Below are 17,701 nucleotides of genomic sequence, written 5' to 3' on the forward strand. Positions count from 1 at the left end.
ATCGGGGCTTACCTCAAGACTGCGGAGCATGCACTATCCCGGTGCACAAAAGCAGTCTTGATTATTTCAAACTGCCAGAGAGGAACTGCTGCAACCGTTCCGACTGCGGGTTCACCAGCACTTCCCGCGGGTTGCCACGCTCTTCAACGATGCCTTTGTGCAAAAACACCAATTGGTTCGACACTTCGCGGGCAAAGCCCATTTCGTGGGTCACGACCACCATGGTGCGGCCTTCCTGGGCCAGGTCCTGCATCACCTTGAGTACTTCGCCTACCAGCTCCGGATCCAGCGCAGAAGTAGGTTCGTCGAACAGCATCACCTCAGGCTCCATCGCCAGTGCACGGGCAATCGCTACGCGCTGCTGCTCGCCACCGGACATGTGGCCGGGGAACGCATCCTTACGATGGCCCACGCCGACTTTGGCCAGGTAATGCTCGGCCTTCTCGCGGGCTTCTTTCTTGGATATGCCCAACACGTGCACCGGGGCTTCCATCACGTTTTCAATCGCGGTCATGTGCGACCACAGGTTGAAATGCTGGAACACCATGGACAGGCGCGAACGCATGCGCTGCAACTGCTTGGGGTCGGCAGCCTTCATGGCGCCGTCCTTGTTGGCCACCAGTTTCAGCTCTTCGTTATTGAGCAAAATCTTGCCGGCGTGGGGCTGCTCCAGCAGGTTGATGCAGCGCAAAAAGGTACTTTTGCCCGAACCGCTGGAACCGATGATGCTGATCACATCACCGGCGGCGGCGGCCAGGGACACACCTTTGAGCACTTCATGACTGCCATAGCGTTTATGCAGGTCTTGGACTTCAAGCTTGTACATGCGGTCGGTTCTCACAAAAACAGGTGGTCAGTCGTTGAGCAAGCGCCCGTGACGCAGCGCTTCGCGCCCCGCCACCTTGGCCAGCCAGAAACCCGCTTGGGCATAACGTAGCCGTTCAACGGCAAACAACACCCCCGAGGTGCCCGCGCAAATAGTGCTTACGCGGTCGGTCAGGGGGTCAATCACTTCAAAAATCTCGTCGCCGGTTTCTACCCAGTCGCCCGCTTTACGCAGGTAACTGATCACCCCGGCATGGGGCGCGAACAGCAGTTCGGTGCCCTCGAAAGGCACACCTTCGCAAGGTTCGTGTTGCGGCGCGGGCCACTCGCCCTTGATCAAGCCTTGTTCGGCGAGGAACGCAAGGATGCCTTCGGCGTGGAAGATGGCTTCATCACGGCCGGTGTCGGCCTGGCCGCCCAATTCCAACGTCGTCGCCAGACAGGCCAGCGGAATTTGCGCCTCGGGGAACAGGCGCGACAAACGCAGCCACGGCAACGAGCACGCCTCGTCAAACGAACTGCCGCCGGAATCCTCCGCCAGCAGGCCGACCTTCACATTCAAATGTGCCGACAACGAACGCCACTGCGGCCAGTGCTGGGGCAGCGCGTACATATGCAGCGCTGCCTCAGCATCGCAATGCAGGTCCAGCACCACATCGGCGGTGCAGGCATGGCTCAGCAGGATACGCTGCATGCCTTGCAACTGGCTGCTCGGCTCGGGCAAGGCGGTGAGTGTATCGCTCATGGCCTGGCGAATCAGGCGCACATTGGCGTGCGGGTCGTCCCCCAGCTTGCCTTGTAGCAACTCGGCCACCGGCTCGCTCAGTTCGACGAAATCGCGGTTGAAATTCTTGCCGCTGCCGACTTCGAAACGCCCTTGGTGGCTGCCCTGCAACAACTGGCCGAGCCCCATCGGGTTGGCGACCGGCACCAACTCGATCACGCCGTTGAGGGCGCCCTGCTGTTCCAGCGTGGTGAGGCGTTTTTTCAGCTCCCACGCGGCACGCATACCCGGCAATTCATCGGCGTGCAGGCTGGCCTGGATATAGGCCTTGCGCTCGCCACTGCCGAAACGAAACACGCTCAGTTGGCGTTCGCAGCCCAGGTGCCCCCAGGGCAGCAGATGATCGATACGTTCCATATCAGTGCTTCCGTGGAGCCAGGTAGCTCAGCCAGCGGCGCTCGGCCAACTTGAACAGGCGCACCAGGATGAAGGTCAGGCACAGGTAGAACACGCCGGCGGTGATATAGGCTTCGAACGGCAGGTAATACTGGGCGTTCACCGTGCGCGCGGCACCGGTGATGTCGATCAGCGTGACGATGGAGGCCAGACTGGTGGTCTGCAGCATCATGATCACTTCGTTGCTGTACTGCGGCAGCGCACGGCGCAGGGCCGACGGCAACAGGATGCGGCGGTACAGTTTGTAGCGCGACATGCCCATGGCCTTGGCCGCTTCGATTTCACCGTTAGGCGTGGCCTTGAGGCTGCCGGCGATGATCTCGGCGGTATAGGCGCTGGTGTTGATGGCAAACGCCAGGCACGCACAGAACGTGGCACTGGACAGCAGCGGCCACAGGAAGCTTTCGCGCACCACCTCGAACTGCGCCAGGCCGTAGTAGATCAAAAACAGCTGCACCAGCATCGGCGTGCCGCGGATCACGTAGGTATAAAGCCAGGCCACGCCATTGACGATCGGCTGCTTGGACACGCGCATCAAGCCCAGGGGCAAGGCTGCGAGCAGGCCGAAGAACAGCGAGATAGCGAGCAGTTTCAGGGTGGTCAGCAAGCCGCCAAGGTACAGCGGCATGGCCTCCCAGATGACGTTGTAGTCGAAGATCATAGATCAGCCGCCCTTACGCCTACCGAGTAGCGCTTCTCAAGGTAACGCAAGGCCAGCAACGACACGCTGGTGATCACCAGGTACATCGCCGCCACTGCGAGGAAGAAGGTAAAAGGCTCGCGGGTGGCGTCTGCCGCCTGCTTGGCCTTGAACATCATGTCTTGCAGACCCACCACCGAAATCAGCGCGGTGGCCTTGGTCAATACCAGCCAGTTGTTGGTAAACCCGGGGATCGCCAGCCGAATCATCTGCGGCACCATCACCCGGAAAAACACCTGGAAGCTGCTCATGCCATACGCCAGGCCGGCTTCAGCCTGCCCCTTGGGAATGGCCATGAAGGCGCCACGGAAAGTTTCCGACAGGTAAGCGCCAAAGATGAAACCCAGGGTGCCGATACCGGCGGCCAGGGGGTTCAAGTCGATATAGTCGTCAAAGCCCAGCAACGGCGCGACGCGGTTGAGCAAGTCCTGACCGCCGTAGAAAATCAGCAGGATCAGCACCAGGTCGGGGATCCCGCGGATCACCGTGGAGTACAGGTCGCCCAGCCAAGCCAGCCAGCGTACCGGCGACAGGCGTAGCGCGACCCCGATCAGACCCAGAACAATGGCCAAGGCCATGGACGACAAGGCGAGCTGAAGCGTCAACCATGCGCCATCGAGGATGACGGCCCCGTAGCCTTTCAACATGATTCAGGTCCTCGAAAAGGGGGATGAAAAAATGGCGCAAACTTCAGGATGACTGTTGCTTGCGCCATTTCGGACAGACAGCTGCGATGAGTTACTTGGCGTCAGCGCCGTAAATATCGAAGTCGAAGTACTTGTCCTGGATTTTCTTGTATTCGCCGTTGGCACGGATCGCAGCGATGGCCGCATTGATGCGCTCAAGGTTTTCCTTGTCGCCTTTGCGCACTGCGATGCCGATACCGTCGCCGAAGTATTTGGCTTCGGTGAACGATGGGCCTACAAACGCGTAGCCTTTGCCGGCGTCGGTTTTCAGGAAGCCGTCTTGCAGCAGGGTGGCATCAGCCACGGTACCGTCGAGACGACCGGCGGCCACATCCAGGTAGATTTCGTTCTGGGTGCTGTAGCCCTTGATATTCGCACCTTTTGGCGCCAGGACTTCACGGGCGAAACGGTCGTGGATCGAACCGCGCTGCACACCGATCGTCTTGCCTTTGAGCTCATCCAGGCCGTCGCTGACGGTGGTGCCTTCCTTCATCACCAGGCGCGCTGGGGACAGGTAGTAGCGGGTAGTGAAGTCCACGGATTTCTTGCGGTCGTCAGTGATGGACATGGACGACAGGATCGCGTCGATCTTACGCACTTTGAGTGCCGGGATCAGACCATCGAATTCCTGCTCGACCCAGGTGCACTTGACGTCCATCTGCTTGCACAGCGCATTGCCGATGTCGTAGTCAAAACCGACGATGCTGCCATCCGGCGCCTTCGAGGCAAACGGAGGGTAAGCCGCTTCGATACCAATTTTCAGCGGCTTGCCTTCGGCGAAAGCCTGCATGGACAGCACGGACAGCGCCAGGGCGCCCAACAGCACGAGTTTCTTCATCTTGGGACTCCATCGGTATAGGGCAAAAACAGCAGTATGAGCCATGGCCCACGATGCGGCGAAGGTGTAACCGAATAGCGGTGCTGCGTCCTGCGCGGGCGACACCTGCGACGACGAGCGAGTGATCGGCATTCTAACGACAGGCCGGAGGCCGATATTTCCTCAATGCGACAACAATTTACAGAAGCACTGAGAAAGCGGTTCCAGCTCATTGACAGCCTCTGAATTTTATGCAGAGACAAAAGATATTAAACCTGATGATGCTGCAAATTGCGGGCCTATTATTCGCAAACCCTTCTAGCACGGCAAGTCTGGCGTTTAATCTTATTTGTGGGGATGTCTAGAACGCGGTTTTTCGGGGCGTAGGCGTGGTCCATCGCCCCAGGTTTGTGCGGGCGGTTACACATTTGAGCGAGGCGGTAACATTCAGAAACGTCCTACGGGGAAAACCGATATTTATTGGTTTGGTGGCTTGCAGGTCTGTCAGACCGCCATCCATACCCCCTTATGAAATGCAATCTGAACTGTGGGAGCTGGCTTGCCTGCGATAGGGATGCCTCAGCCAACCAACCTTTGCCTGACATACCCCTATCGCAGGCAAGCCAGCTCCCACACTAAATCTGGGCGGTCTTGAGGCCGTACAAAAAAGCCCCACCCGGCTTGCACCGAATGGGGCTTTGTCCCACCTACTCCGCTTACGCGACGTTCATGGTCTTGTGCGTTTCAATCAAATGCGCCACCACGCTTGGATCTGCCAGGGTGGAGATATCCCCCAACCCATCGTATTCAGCCGTGGCGATCTTGCGCAAAATGCGCCGCATGATTTTCCCCGAGCGCGTTTTTGGCAACCCAGGCGCCCACTGGATCACATCCGGCGAGGCAATCGGCCCGATTTCCTTGCGCACCCAGTTCTTCAGTTCCAGGCGCAGTGCTTCGTTGGGCTCTTCACCATTCTTCAAGGTGACATACACATAAATGCCCTGCCCCTTGATGTCATGCGGCACACCCACCACCGCCGCCTCGGCGACTTTGGGGTGCGCAACCATGGCGCTTTCAATCTCGGCAGTGCCCATGCGGTGGCCGGACACGTTCAACACGTCATCCACACGGCCCGTGATCCACCAGTAACCGTCCTCATCGCGACGCGCGCCGTCACCGGTGAAGTACATGCCGCGGAAGGTCTTGAAGTACGTGTCGACAAAACGGTCATGGTCGCCGTACAGGGTACGCGCCTGGCCTGGCCAGGAATCCAGAATCACCAGGTTGCCTTCGGCGGCGCCTTCGATGATGTTGCCCAGGTTGTCCACCAGCGCCGGCACCACCCCGAAGAACGGCCGTGCCGCCGAACCCGGCTTCAACGCATGGGCGCCTGGCAGTGGGCTCATCAGCGTGGCGCCGGTTTCGGTTTGCCACCAGGTGTCGACGATCGGGCAACGGGATTGGCCGACGTTCTTGTAGTACCAGTCCCAGGCTTCCGGGTTGATCGGCTCGCCCACCGAACCCAGCAGGCGCAGGCTACTGCCGTCGGCGCCTTCGCAGGCTGCGGTGCCGGAAGCCATCATCGCGCGGATCGCGGTCGGTGCGGTGTAGAGGATGTTGACCTTGTGCTTGTCGACGATCTTCGCCACGCGGGTGATGTCCGGGTAGTTCGGCACGCCTTCGAACAGCAGCGTGGTCGCGCCATTGGCCAGCGGGCCGTAGACGATGTAGGTGTGGCCGGTGACCCAGCCCACGTCGGCAGTGCACCAGTAGATTTCGCCCGGGCGATAGTCGAATACACGCTCGTGAGTCAGGGCCGCATAGAGCAGGTAGCCGCCGGTGGTGTGCTGCACGCCTTTAGGCTTGCCGGTAGAGCCAGAGGTATAGAGGATAAACAGCGCTTCTTCGGCACCCATCTCTTTTGGCGCACACACAGTACCCGCCACTTTCATCAGGTCTTCGTACCAGATGTCGCGATGCTGGTTCCACTTGATCGCGCCATTGGTGCGCTTGCACACGATCACCTTCTGGATGCTGCTGGTTTCCGGGTTGGTCAGCGCGTCGTCAACGTTAGCCTTCAGCGGAGTCTTCTTACCAGCGCGGATGCCTTCGTCAGCGGTAATCACCACTTTCGACTTACAGTCGATAATGCGACCGGCCAGGGCTTCCGGGGAAAAACCGCCGAACACCACCGAATGGATCGCGCCGATGCGGGTACAGGCCAGCATGGCGACCACGGCTTCGGGAATCATCGGCATATAGATAGTCACTACATCGCCGCGGTGCACGTCCTGGCCGCGCAAGGCGTTGGCGAACTTGCAGACTTCTTCATGCAGCTCGCGGTAGGTGATGTTGCGACTCTCGGCAGGGTCGTCGCCCTCCCAGATGATTGCGATCTGGTCGCCACGCTCGGCGAGGTGACGGTCCAGGCAATTGTAGGAAACGTTCAGGGTGCCATCGGCGAACCATTTGATGTCGACATGGTGGTCGTCGAAAGAGGTCTGTTTCACCGCGGTGAAAGGCTTGACCCAGTCAAGGCGCTTGGCTTGCTCGCGCCAGAAGCCATCGGGGTTGACCACCGACTGCTGGTACATGGCCTTGTAGGTCGCCTCGTCGGTCAGCGTGTTGGCTGCTACTTCGGGGAGAACGGGGTACAGGGAAGCCGCACTCATCTTTCTTACCTCGGTGACAATAGTTGTTGTTGTATGGCCCCTGTTGTAGCCGGGGTGGGCCTATAGAACCATTCGACGATGGTAGTAACAAGACCCTACAAATTGCCCTGCTATGCCGTTTCACCGCTCTGGCCCGCGTGCTGCGGCGCTTGGCAGCTTTCTGAAAAAAGCTTAATCGAGGGATTGTTACAAAAACCGCCAAAAGTGTTTATCAAAACCACGGGTATATGAATATAACCGAGGCGCCTAAAATCAACTCCGCCAACAAGGCACTCTGATTAACAACGCAACAGCCCCCACGAAGGCAACGTTAATCCGAACTTCCCAACTTTTAAGTGACACACGCGGCCTCACAAGGGCCCCGTGCCCCCTTTCGCCCTGAAGAAGGTAATGAAGCAATGAAAGCGTTATTAGTGATGGCCCTGAGCAGCCTGTGCGCCACCGCCGCCCTGGCGGACGAAGCCCCGACTGAACTGGCCGGCCAGAACGCCCCGATTGTCGAGGACTACACCTATAGCACGCAATTGGATGTGGCCAAAGTCTTGTCCATGAGCAGCATTCCAGAAGTCTGCGAAGTTGTACCGGTGAAGATGGAATATGAAGATTCGCAAGGCCAGCGGCATATTCTTAACTATCAAGTGATGGGCAATGGTTGCTCTAACGGCTAACAACTTCTGAAGTTGGATTCTTAATTGCCGCAAGAAATCGTTCTTGCGGCCAAGAACCCGCCCTTGAATACACCCCACATCAATTGTGGGAGCTGGCTTGCCTGCGATGGCGATTTCAGCCATAACACCCGCTCCGGTTAATGGACCCAATCCTCGTAAGACAACCCCGCTACGCGACTGAACTCCCGAATATTGTTGGTCACCAACGTACACCCCGAAGCAATTGCATGCCCTGCAATAGCAGTATCATTTTGGCCGATGATCGCCCCTTGCTCGGTCAGGCTTCGCTTCACCTCAACCGTCGCGTCCACCGCCGCCACGCCCCACGGCAACACTTCATCGAGTCGCTTCACAAACTCATCGACTAACGTCTTGTGTTTGGACGATGCCTTTTTCCCAATCTGTCCATATCGCATTTCGGCATAGGTTATGGCCGAAATCACGATTCGATTGCTCCTCGCCACCTCCAAGGCCAGACGTTTAAGCACGCACTCGGGCCGCTCACGCATGATGAACGAGCAAATGCAGGTATCCAGCATGTATGTCGTCACAGGTTGAACCTGCCTTCATCGCCAACAACGTCCTGACGCTCCTGAAGAAAATCTTCGTCCGCCCTGGGTAACTCACTCAGCGACCCCCAGCTAGGTCGGACAGGTCGTAATGTAATCGTATCTCCATTGCGGGTGATTTCGAGCTCACCGACTCCCTCATAGGCCATGTCGTTTGGAAATCGAATAGCCTGGTTCTTTCCATTTTTAAAAATTGAGACTGTGCGCATGATTCATCCTCTACCTATGCCTGACATATGCAATGTAAGGACACCCTGAAGCCTATGCAAGACATATGGCAATTGGCCGACGATTGGAGACGTGTGCCAGCTGCTAAAAAAACTTGCGACAGCAACAGCCCGAAAACTCTCACCCCGGCTTAAAAAGCGTCCTTTTTGTCTCTAATCAGTGACCATCCGCCGCAACACAAACCCAATTTTTTCCCTATAATGCGCGGGTAAATCGGGCCTGCAATATCCCTTTACACAGGGATAAAGAGCCAGACCTTGAGCCTGCGCTGCAGCAAGCACGCATCGCTGCGCCCCTCAAGCCTCATGCAGCACCCGCAACCTGATTCCGTTTATTTGCCTGCGCGAGCTGTTGCAACAAACGATTCCTTAAGATCCACCGCGGCCCTAGGGCCGTGTGAACACCCAACCATCCGGTTTCACACGGGCACCTTTGAGCCCTCACGCAGGAGACGACACGTCATGCTGAGCTGGGACGAATTCGACAAAGAAGAAGAAGGCGAAGTAGCCGCTAAAGGCGCCAACGCCGGCCACGCCACCGAAGCCAACATGGACCGTCTCGACGGTGCCGGCGCCGCTGCCGCCGTGGAAGCCCGCGCCGTCACCGCCAACGACTCCGCCGCCATCGTGCGCGCCAAGGCCGCCCTGGACAAACTCGACGTCGCCGAAGGCCTCGCCGAGCTGGAAGGTGCCTCCGCCCGCGTCGCCGTTGATGAAAAGCGCATGATCAACTGCCGCGCCGACCTCAACCAACTCGTGCCATTCAAGTACGACTGGGCCTGGCAGAAGTACCTCGACGGCTGCGCCAACCACTGGATGCCGCAAGAGGTCAACATGACCGCCGACATCGCCCTGTGGAAAAACCCCGAAGGCCTGACCGACGACGAGCGCCGCATCGTCATGCGCAACCTGGGCTTCTTCTCCACCGCCGACTCCCTGGTAGCCAACAACCTGGTGCTGGCCGTGTACCGCCTGATCACCAACCCGGAGTGCCGCCAGTACATCCTGCGCCAGGCCTTCGAAGAAGCGATCCACACCCACGCCTACCAGTACTGCATCGAATCGCTGGCCATGGATGAAGGCGAGATCTTCAACATGTACCACGAGATTCCATCGGTGGCCAAAAAGGCCGCCTGGGGCCTGAAGTACACCCGCTCGATCTCCGATCCGAAGTTCGAAACCGGCACCGTCGACACCGACAAGGAACTGCTGCGCAACCTGGTCGCCTACTACTGCGTACTGGAAGGCATCTTCTTCTACTGCGGCTTCACCCAGATCCTGTCCATGGGCCGCCGCAACAAAATGACCGGCGTGGCCGAGCAGTTCCAGTACATCCTGCGCGATGAGTCGATGCACCTGAACTTCGGTATCGACGTGATCAACCAGATCAAAATCGAAAACCCACACCTGTGGGATGCCGAGATGAAGGAAGAAGCGACCCAGATGATTCTGCAGGGTACGCAGCTGGAGATCGAATACGCTCGCGACACCATGCCGCGTGGGGTGCTGGGCATGAACGCGGCGATGATGGAGGATTACCTCAAGTTCATCGCGAACCGTCGCCTGTCGCAGATCGGCTTGAAGGAAGAGTACCCAGGCACCACCAACCCGTTCCCGTGGATGAGCGAGATCATGGACTTGAAGAAAGAGAAAAACTTCTTCGAGACCCGTGTGATCGAGTATCAGACTGGCGGCGCGTTGAGCTGGGATTGATTCGGACTAAGCACTAAAGGAAGCCCTGGCATGTTCAGGGCTTTTTTTCGTCGGTAAAAAAGGCATTTGCCATTTCTTGAAGTACATCACCTCAAGCACCTGGCCCGGAAGGGTTCGGATCGCCCCCCCAATGCTGTAGCCTTGTGCCCCAATTGCCATCAGCGTTGTCACCGGTCAAGCGCTCGGGAAGCTTTCACCGAAGAGCTTTACGCCAAGATCGGAAGATTGGCACGGGAGTAGACTCCTGCTGTCACAGCTGATGCCCGCTTGAAAACTATCAGATAGGATCGAGGCCAACCCGTGAACCCAGACATGCTCGAAGCCGGCCCCGCAGACGCCAAAGTACTTTCCGTCTTTGACTTCGACGGCACCCTCACCCACCACGACAGTTTCGTGCCCTTCCTCAAGTTTGCCTTTGGCCCCGGCGAGTTTTATGGCCGGATGGTCAAGCTGGCGCTGCCGGGGCTGCGGTTTTTGGTGCGGCAGATCAGCCGGGATGAGTTGAAGGCGCAGTTGATTCGCACCTTTATGACCGGGGTGGAGAAGGCTTGGGTTGAGCAGCAAGCGCAGGAATATTGCCAGGCGCGCTGGAGCAAGTTGATGCGCCCGAGCGGTTTGCAGTCGGTAGCGGATGAGGTGAAGTCCGGGGCGGTGGTGACGCTGTGTTCGGCGTCGCCGGCGTTGGTGTTGCAGCCGTTTGCCGACCGGCTTGGCATCCGCTTGATCGGTACTGAGCTTGAGGTGGTGGATGGGGTGCTGACCGGCAAGCTCACCGGGAATAATTGCCGTTGTGAGAATAAGGTGCTGCGGCTTGAGGCGGTGTATGGGGACCTGGGGGAGTATCGGCTCAGGGCCTGGGGCGATACGCGTGGGGATCGGGAGTTGTTGGCGGCGGCGCAGGATGCGCATTTTCGGCATTTTCATGCGAAGAAGAAAAAGCGGGCTCGGTTGCAGCGGTGATGCGGGTGGGTGGGGTTGGCGGGAGACCGAGGCGATCCCTTCGCAGCCTCGCTGGGGCTCGACAGCTCCCACATTTGAGCTTTGTTGAGGCTTAGGCCGACGTCTTCAAGTCTACACCCAGCGCTGTGGCGAAGGCTTTTACCATCGGGCTTCTCGGCGCGTTGTGGCGCAGGATCAGGTTGAACGCGGTGCTTAAATGAACCTGCTCTGGGCACAGTGCGCGCAGGCGCCCTTCCCTTACCAGTGGCGTGGCGTAGTGTTCTGGCAGAAAGCCCAGGAAGCGGCCGGTGAGGATCAGGATGGCGACGGCTTCCACTTGTGAAGCCGAGGCGGACTGGCTGTCGTGGCTGACGAAGTTGGCCTTGTCGCGATGGATCGCATACCGATGGTTGACCACTTCGTATTGGCGAAGAGCGTCGGAGGTGATGTCGCTCGCAGTGAACAAGGGATGCCCTACGGCGCAGTAGGCGTGGGCCTTTTCTTCGTAGAGTGGGAAGTAGTCGAATTCTTCACGGCGTTGGTACACCGGGACGATGCCGGCGACCAGTCGCCCTTCCACTACCCCACGTTCAACTTCGTCCAATTGCGAGGCGTGTAGGCGCAATCTTATTTTTGGCGATTGGCGATGTAAGTTGCCCAGGGCGGTAATCAGTGGGGAACTAACGTCGGAGACGGTGTTATCGATAACGCCCACACTCAGGTCGCCGATGAGTTCATTCTGCGCCGAACTAAGCTTGTCGCGAAAACTGTCCACCGAGGTAAATAACTCGATGGATGCTTGATACACCAACTTGCCTTCTTCGGTCAGCCCGAACCCTTCGCGGCCCCGTGTGCACAGGCGCATGCCGATGCGAATCTCGAGATCGGAGATCTGTTTGCTGATGGCCGCCAGGCCCACGTTCAGCTCGTTTTGCGCGGCACTGAAGCCGCCGGCTTCGACCACGGCCATAAATACCCGCAACAATTTAAAGTCCAGCCCGCTCAGTTGCAGCGGCGCTCGTGTGCCGGGTTTTGGCGGCAGGTTTCCAGAAGTGGAAAGTGGGGTTTCCATAATGCGCGTTGACCTCGAGTGCCATATTCAACAGGCTTGAACCCAATCCTTGAACATAGCCAGGCGGCGATAATGAACATAAACATCCGCCCTTGGCAACCTTGAATACGGCGCGTCAGACGTCGGTTCTACACCGATAAACTTCTGTTGAAACTGCCTCCGACTCTTCTAAAAACAAGCGTGAGGAACACCCATGTCCCAGCCCACCGACCGCCTTTGGGGCGCTCGTTTCAAGACCGGTCCGTCTGCGGCGTTGGCCGCGTTGTCGCGTTGCCCTGAGCGCTATTTTCGCCTCACGCCCTACGACCTGGCCGGCTCCCGCGCCCATGCCCGTGAGTTGCAGCGCGCCGGTTTGCTGGATGAATCGGAAACCCTGCGCACCCTCGAAGCCCTGGACCGTATCGGTGAGGATTTCGCCGCCGGTCGCCTGCATCCCACCCTGAATGACGAGGACGTACACACCTTTATCGAACGCGTATTGACCGAGCGCCTCGGTGCCCTGGGCGGCAAGTTGCGCGCCGGACGCTCGCGCAATGACCAGACGGCCAATGATCTGCGCCTGTTCCTGCGTGACCATGCACGCACCATCGCCACTGAGGTGTTGGGCCTGCAGCAGGCGTTGGTTGAACAGGCCGAGCAACATGTGCAGAGCATCTGCCCGGGCTTCACCCATTTGCAGCAGGCGCAACCCATTGTGTTTGCCCATCATTTGCTGGCTCACGCGCAGTCGATGCTGCGCGATGTGCAGCGCCTGGTGGATTGGGATGCGCGTACGGCCCTGTCGCCGTTGGGCGCGGCAGCGATGGCAGGTTCGGCGATAGCACGTCAGCCGCAGCACTCGGCCAAGGAAATGGGCTACACCGGGCCATGCGAAAACTCCATCGACGCTGTCGCCAGCCGTGACCATGTGGCGGAGTTCCTGTTTGTGGCGGGCATGCTCGGGGTGAATATTTCGCGGCTGTCTGAGGAGTTTTGCCTGTGGTCGTCGCGCCAGTTTCGCTGGGTAGTGCTGGACGACGCCTACGCCACCGGCAGTTCGATCATGCCGCAGAAAAAGAACCCGGACATTGCCGAACTGGCGCGGGGCAAGGCCGGGCGTTTGATCGGCAACCTGACCGGGCTGATGTCGACGCTCAAGTCGTTGCCACTGTCGTACAACCGCGATTTGAGTGAAGACAAGCACAGCGTGTTGGACAGTGTGGACACCTTGCTGCTGGTGTTGCCGGCGATGGCCGGGATGGTGGCGACCATGAAGGTGCAGGTAGAGGAGCTACGACGCCAGGCACCGATGGGCTTTACCTTGGCGACTGAGGTGGCGGATTGGTTGGCCACCCGTGGCGTGCCGTTCAAGGAGGCCCATGAGATTACCGGCGCGCTGGTGCAGGCCTGTGAGCAGCATGAGATTGAGTTGTGGCAAGCCTCACCGGCGATGTTGGCCGAGGTGGATGGGCGACTCACCCCGGACGTGCGCGAGTGCCTGACCCTGGAGGCGGCGATTGCGGCGCGCAGTGGGTGGGGTGGGACGGCGCCGGAGCGGGTGAAGGAGCAGATTGGGCGGTTGAAGACTGCTTTGGCTGAACAGCAGAAGTGGGCTGAGAGTTATCAGGGGTTTCGGATTTAAGCCTTGGTAGGTGTGGTGAGCTCACCGGCGCTTTCGCAGGCAAGCCAGCTCCCACATTTGACCGGGTTTCAACCGTAACACCGTGTACATCGGTTAGAGCGTCATTAGTTTTGGAGTAGCAACATGAATCAAACCCCGGCCGAGCGCTTGGAAGCCGAGCGCAAGTTGTCTGAAAACCAGTTCGATATCACGCAGTACGAGCATGTGCCGCGGCGGTATTACGGGCGGATGTTTTTTGCCACGTTGATCGTGATTGTGTTGGCTGCGCTGTTGCGCGCGTTTGCCAATGGCCAGATCGAATGGTCCTACATTGGCCAGTTCCTTACGTCGCAAGCCATCCTCTGGGGCCTGGTGAACACCATCGTCATGTCGATCCTGGCGATGGCATTGGGCGTGGTGATCGGCGTGATCACGGCGATCATGCGCATGTCGGCCAACCCGATCCTGCGTTACGTGGCCATCACCTACACCTGGTTGTTTCGCGGTACACCGCTGATTTTGCAATTGTTGCTGTGGTTCAACCTGGCGTTGATCTTCCCGGTGATCGCGATTCCGGGCCTGTTCAGCATCGACACCGTCGACCTGATGACGCCCTTCGTAGCCGCCCTGCTCGGCTTGAGCATCAACCAGGGCGCCTACACCGCTGAAGTGGTGCGTGCCGGCTTGCTGTCGGTGGACACCGGCCAATACGAGGCGGCCAAGTCCATCGGCATGCCGAGCCTGCAGGCGCTGCGCAGGATCATTCTGCCGCAGGCCATGCGCGTGATCATCCCGCCCGTAGGCAACGAGTTCATCAGCATGGTGAAAATGACCAGCCTGGCCAGTGTCATCCAGTACTCGGAACTGCTGCACAACGCGCAAAACATCTACTACGCCAACGCCCGGGTGATGGAGCTGCTGATTGTGGCGGGCATCTGGTACCTGGCGGTGGTGACTGTTCTTTCATTTGGTCAAAGCCGCCTCGAGCGTCGTTTTGCCCGCGGCGCCGGCAAGCGTTCGTAAGCCTGGGTTGAGGAGATTTGCCCCATGAGAAGCATCGTCAAGGCTGTCAACCTGAACAAGTATTACGACCAGTATCACGCCCTGCGTGACATCAATATCGAGGTCGAGCAAGGCGAGGTGATGTGCATCATCGGCCCGTCCGGCTCGGGCAAAAGTACCCTGCTGCGTTGCGTCAACCAGCTGGAAAAGATCGACAAGGGCGGCCTGTGGGTCGACGGCGAACTGGTCGGTTATCGGGTAGTCGGCAACAAGCTGCACGAGATGAACGAAGCGCAGATCGCCCGCCAGCGCCTGGCCACCGGCATGGTGTTCCAGCGTTTCAATTTGTTCCCGCACATGACCGTGTTGCAAAACATCATCGAAGGCCCGTGCCAGGTGCTCAAGCGCTCGCCCAAGGAAGCCATCGAAGGCGCGCTGGAACTGCTGGCCCGCGTTGGCCTGGCGGACAAGCGCAATGCTTACCCGGTGGAGTTGTCCGGTGGCCAGCAACAGCGTGTGGCAATCGCCCGTGCCTTGGCGATGCGCCCCAAGTTGATGCTGTTTGACGAACCCACATCAGCCCTCGACCCGGAGCTGGTAGGCGAAGTGTTGTCGGTGATGCGCGATTTGGCCACCACCGGCATGACCATGATCGTGGTCACCCATGAATTGGGCTTCGCTCGCGAAGTGTCCAACCGCATGGTGTTTATGGACGCCGGCCAGATTGTGGAAGCCGGCAGCCCGGAAGACATTCTAATAAGCCCACAAAACCCGCGTACCCAAAGCTTTATTTCTGCCGTTCGCACTTAACTAAAAAACTAACGAGAACGCCCCCATGAAGAAGATGTTTATCCCTACCTTGCTTGCAGGCCTGATTGCCTCCTCATGTGTATTCGCGGCCTTGCCGCAAGCCATCAAGGACAAGGGTGAGATCAGCGCGGCCATCGTGCCGAACTACCCGCCGATGGACTTCAAGGACCCGGCCACCAACACACTCACCGGCTTTGATTTCGACCTGGGCAACGCCCTGGCCGAGCGACTGGGCGTGAAGATCAAATGGCAGGAAACCGGCTTCGAACAAATGCTCAGCGGTCTGACCACCAAGCGCGTCGACATCGTGCTGTCAGGCATGACCGACACCGCCGAGCGCCAGAAAGCCGTGACCTTCATCGACTACTTCACCAGCGGCCCGCAGCTGTACACCCTGGCCAAGCGCGAAGAGATCAAGGAATTGACCGACCTGTGCGGTAAAAAAGTCGGCACCAGCCGCCGCACCACCTGGCCGTCGGAAATTACCGCCTGGAGCAAGGCAAACTGCGAGGCGGCAGGTAAGCCGGCAATCGTGGTGATCGGCACCGAAGGCTCGGCGGATGCGCGGGCGCAGTTGCAGCAGAACCGCCTGGATGCGGCGATGCAGGGCAGCGAGACCATTCCTTATTTGATGTCGCTGGACAAGGGCAAGTACAAGCCGGTGGGGCTGGCGATTTCCAAGCAATTCACCGGGCTTGGGATTGAGAAGAGCAATACCGAGTTGGTCACGGCGATCAGTGAGGCGTTGCAGGGCATGATTGATGATGGGACTTACGGCAAGATCCTGAAGAAGTGGGATCTGGAACAAGGTGCGGTAGAAAAAATCACCATCAACTCTGGCCAATAACGCCATCGAATGTGGGAGCTGGCTTGCCTGCGATAACGGTGGGTCAGCTAAAACAATGTTGGCTGTTACTCCGCTATCGCAGGCAAGCCAGCTCCCACACTCAATCTGCGTTCGCTGGTGATCTGAGTCGTGTAGGTAAGAATCACAAGGAGCCCACCCCACCGTGGCCACCTACTCCCTGGTAATCCGTCGCCTGATGATCTGCTCGGTGACCATCGTGGTCAGCCGTGCCATGACCAGCCCATTGCTGGCCCTTTGGCTGAGCACACGCCTGGGCCTCAACCAGCAGGACATCGGCCTGCTGATGGGGGTCGCGGTGTTCATCGCCACGCTCATGGGGTTGTATGGCGGCTACATCATCGATCGCCTGGAAAAGCGCAAACTGCTGATCCTGGCCATGCTCTCCAGTTCCATCGGTTTTTTGTTGCTGACCTTTGCCAGCAACCTCTACCTCACTACGCTGACCCTTGTTGTGACTGAAGCCGCGTCGGCGCTGTTCCTGATCGGCTCCAAGGCGATCATCAGCGAGAACCTGCCGGTGGGTGAGCGCGCCAAGGTGTTTTCCCTGCGCTACACCCTGACCAATGTCGGCTATGCCACGGGCCCGATGTTGGGCGTAGTGATTGCCGGCCAATTGCCGTGGGCACCGTTTTTGATCGCCAGCGCCATTGCCTTTGGCAGCCTGTTCCTGATGATCGGCATTGCGCCGACCCAGCGCGACGACAGTCATAAGCCTCAGAGTTTCCTCAGCACCCTGCGCATCTTGCGCAGCGACCGCACGCTGATCCTCTTCACCAGCGGCAGCCTGTTGAGCACCATCGTCCATGGGCGCTACACCCTTTATCTGTCGCAGTTTTTGCTGGTGGCCTACACCCCCGACCAAGCACTGAAAATTCTGTCTGCGGTGCTCGCCTGCAACGCCATCACCGTGATTTTGATGCAGTACCAAATCGGCCGATTTCTCAAGCGCGAGCAATTGCGCCATTGGATCGTGCTGGGCACCCTGCTGTTTATTGTCGGGTTGGTCGGCTTCAGCCAGGCGCACAGTCTGCTGACCTGGTGCCTAGCGATGTTTGTGTTCACCTTGGGCGAGATGATCATCTATCCCTCAGAGTTCCTGTTTATCGACACCATCGCGCCGGATGCACTACGGGGCAGTTATTACGGGGCACAGAACCTGGCCGCGTTTGGCGGGGCCATGAGCCCGGTGATTTGCGGCTATCTGCTGATCAATGCGGCGCCCACCAGCATGTTCTTTGCCTTGGCCGCACTCACGGCCATGGGCGGCACCCTGTGTTTCTTGAGCGGGCGACGCGTGGCAGGTTCTTGCTGATATTTACGCAAGATCCGGCTATTAATAGCCAAACCTCTGAA

The 17,701-nt window shown here is 58.7% G+C and carries 17 protein-coding genes and 1 pseudogene; 9 read left to right on the forward strand and 9 right to left on the reverse strand.

Translation table 11 applies throughout. The features are described from left to right. Window positions 1-61 precede the first annotated feature (61 nt). The 6 genes from RHM69_RS13530 to acs form a co-directional block, all read right to left on the reverse strand. The gene (locus tag RHM69_RS13530; RefSeq protein ID WP_014719598.1) at window positions 62-826 is read right to left on the reverse strand and encodes an ABC transporter ATP-binding protein; all 765 of its coding nucleotides are present in this window, start codon (window positions 824-826) and stop codon (window positions 62-64) included. Window positions 827-853: 27 nt separating this feature from the next. Then, window positions 854-1,966 (reverse strand): succinylglutamate desuccinylase/aspartoacylase family protein, encoded by a 1,113-nt coding sequence (locus RHM69_RS13535; RefSeq protein ID WP_014719599.1) that lies wholly within the window; start codon window positions 1,964-1,966, stop codon window positions 854-856. Window position 1,967: 1 nt separating this feature from the next. Continuing rightward, entirely contained in the window at window positions 1,968-2,666 is a 699-nt protein-coding gene (locus tag RHM69_RS13540; protein WP_003193625.1) for an ABC transporter permease, read from the reverse strand. Further along, window positions 2,663-3,352 (reverse strand): ABC transporter permease, encoded by a 690-nt coding sequence (locus tag RHM69_RS13545; RefSeq protein ID WP_003193627.1) that lies wholly within the window; start codon window positions 3,350-3,352, stop codon window positions 2,663-2,665. Before RHM69_RS13545 ends, RHM69_RS13540 begins: the two co-directional genes overlap by 4 nt. Before the next feature lie 91 nt (window positions 3,353-3,443). Next, complete coding sequence (locus tag RHM69_RS13550) at window positions 3,444-4,229, reverse strand: ABC transporter substrate-binding protein (RefSeq protein WP_047711612.1); 786 nt, start codon at window positions 4,227-4,229, stop codon at window positions 3,444-3,446. A gap of 695 nt (window positions 4,230-4,924) precedes the next feature. Then, window positions 4,925-6,880 carry an acetate--CoA ligase gene (gene acs, locus RHM69_RS13555; RefSeq protein ID WP_200601031.1) on the reverse strand — a complete coding sequence of 652 codons (1,956 nt, stop codon included), beginning with the start codon at window positions 6,878-6,880 and terminating at the stop codon, window positions 4,925-4,927. A 398-nt stretch (window positions 6,881-7,278) separates the two neighbouring features. Between acs and RHM69_RS13560 the strand changes: the two genes are divergently transcribed. Next, complete coding sequence (locus RHM69_RS13560; RefSeq protein WP_133632763.1) at window positions 7,279-7,548, forward strand: DUF2790 domain-containing protein; 270 nt, start codon at window positions 7,279-7,281, stop codon at window positions 7,546-7,548. A 137-nt stretch (window positions 7,549-7,685) separates the two neighbouring features. On the opposite strand, the gene RHM69_RS13565 is transcribed toward RHM69_RS13560, so the two are convergent. Together RHM69_RS13565 and vapB are read right to left on the reverse strand one after the other, a co-directional pair. Further along, the gene (locus RHM69_RS13565; RefSeq protein WP_014719602.1) at window positions 7,686-8,099 is read right to left on the reverse strand and encodes a type II toxin-antitoxin system VapC family toxin; all 414 of its coding nucleotides are present in this window, start codon (window positions 8,097-8,099) and stop codon (window positions 7,686-7,688) included. Next, window positions 8,096-8,326 (reverse strand): type II toxin-antitoxin system VapB family antitoxin, encoded by a 231-nt coding sequence (gene vapB / locus RHM69_RS13570; protein ID WP_014719603.1) that lies wholly within the window; start codon window positions 8,324-8,326, stop codon window positions 8,096-8,098. The genes RHM69_RS13565 and vapB overlap by 4 nt, the downstream gene beginning before the upstream one ends. 480 nt (window positions 8,327-8,806) lie before the next feature. Here vapB and RHM69_RS13575 point away from each other — a divergent pair, with 480 nt between their 5' ends. The 3 genes and pseudogenes from RHM69_RS13575 to RHM69_RS13585 all read left to right on the forward strand — a co-directional run bounded on the left by RHM69_RS13575 (window position 8,807) and on the right by RHM69_RS13585 (window position 11,017). Beyond that, window positions 8,807-10,057: a ribonucleotide-diphosphate reductase subunit beta gene (locus RHM69_RS13575; protein WP_014719604.1), complete on the forward strand. Its 1,251-nt coding sequence runs from the start codon at window positions 8,807-8,809 to the stop codon at window positions 10,055-10,057. Between the two features lie 66 nt (window positions 10,058-10,123). After that, window positions 10,124-10,297 (forward strand): annotated as a pseudogene (locus tag RHM69_RS13580) (HNH endonuclease); the annotation flags it as partial. A gap of 72 nt (window positions 10,298-10,369) precedes the next feature. Beyond that, window positions 10,370-11,017 carry an HAD-IB family hydrolase gene (locus RHM69_RS13585; protein ID WP_019819275.1) on the forward strand — a complete coding sequence of 216 codons (648 nt, stop codon included), beginning with the start codon at window positions 10,370-10,372 and terminating at the stop codon, window positions 11,015-11,017. Between the two features lie 91 nt (window positions 11,018-11,108). Here RHM69_RS13585 and RHM69_RS13590 read toward each other — a convergent pair whose 3' ends face one another. Continuing rightward, the gene (locus RHM69_RS13590) at window positions 11,109-12,068 is read right to left on the reverse strand and encodes a LysR family transcriptional regulator (protein WP_200599612.1); all 960 of its coding nucleotides are present in this window, start codon (window positions 12,066-12,068) and stop codon (window positions 11,109-11,111) included. 193 nt (window positions 12,069-12,261) lie between these two features. Here RHM69_RS13590 and argH point away from each other — a divergent pair, with 193 nt between their 5' ends. From argH to RHM69_RS13615, 5 genes are all read left to right on the forward strand, one after another. Beyond that, on the forward strand, window positions 12,262-13,689 hold the full coding sequence (gene argH / locus RHM69_RS13595; RefSeq protein ID WP_200599610.1) for an argininosuccinate lyase: 1,428 nt from the start codon (window positions 12,262-12,264) through the stop codon (window positions 13,687-13,689). 123 nt (window positions 13,690-13,812) lie between these two features. Continuing rightward, window positions 13,813-14,691, forward strand: coding sequence for an amino acid ABC transporter permease (locus RHM69_RS13600; protein ID WP_019819278.1), 879 nt, complete (start codon window positions 13,813-13,815; stop codon window positions 14,689-14,691). Between the two features lie 24 nt (window positions 14,692-14,715). Further along, entirely contained in the window at window positions 14,716-15,480 is a 765-nt protein-coding gene (locus RHM69_RS13605) for an amino acid ABC transporter ATP-binding protein (RefSeq protein ID WP_200599608.1), read from the forward strand. A gap of 25 nt (window positions 15,481-15,505) precedes the next feature. Further along, window positions 15,506-16,327 (forward strand): ABC transporter substrate-binding protein, encoded by an 822-nt coding sequence (locus RHM69_RS13610; protein ID WP_020303106.1) that lies wholly within the window; start codon window positions 15,506-15,508, stop codon window positions 16,325-16,327. Between the two features lie 163 nt (window positions 16,328-16,490). Beyond that, window positions 16,491-17,660: an MFS transporter gene (locus tag RHM69_RS13615; RefSeq protein WP_019819281.1), complete on the forward strand. Its 1,170-nt coding sequence runs from the start codon at window positions 16,491-16,493 to the stop codon at window positions 17,658-17,660. Window positions 17,661-17,701 lie beyond the last annotated feature (41 nt).

The sequence above is a fragment of the Pseudomonas sp. CCI1.1 genome, from assembly GCF_034348165.1.
Taxonomy (GTDB): domain Bacteria; phylum Pseudomonadota; class Gammaproteobacteria; order Pseudomonadales; family Pseudomonadaceae; genus Aquipseudomonas; species Aquipseudomonas paracarnis.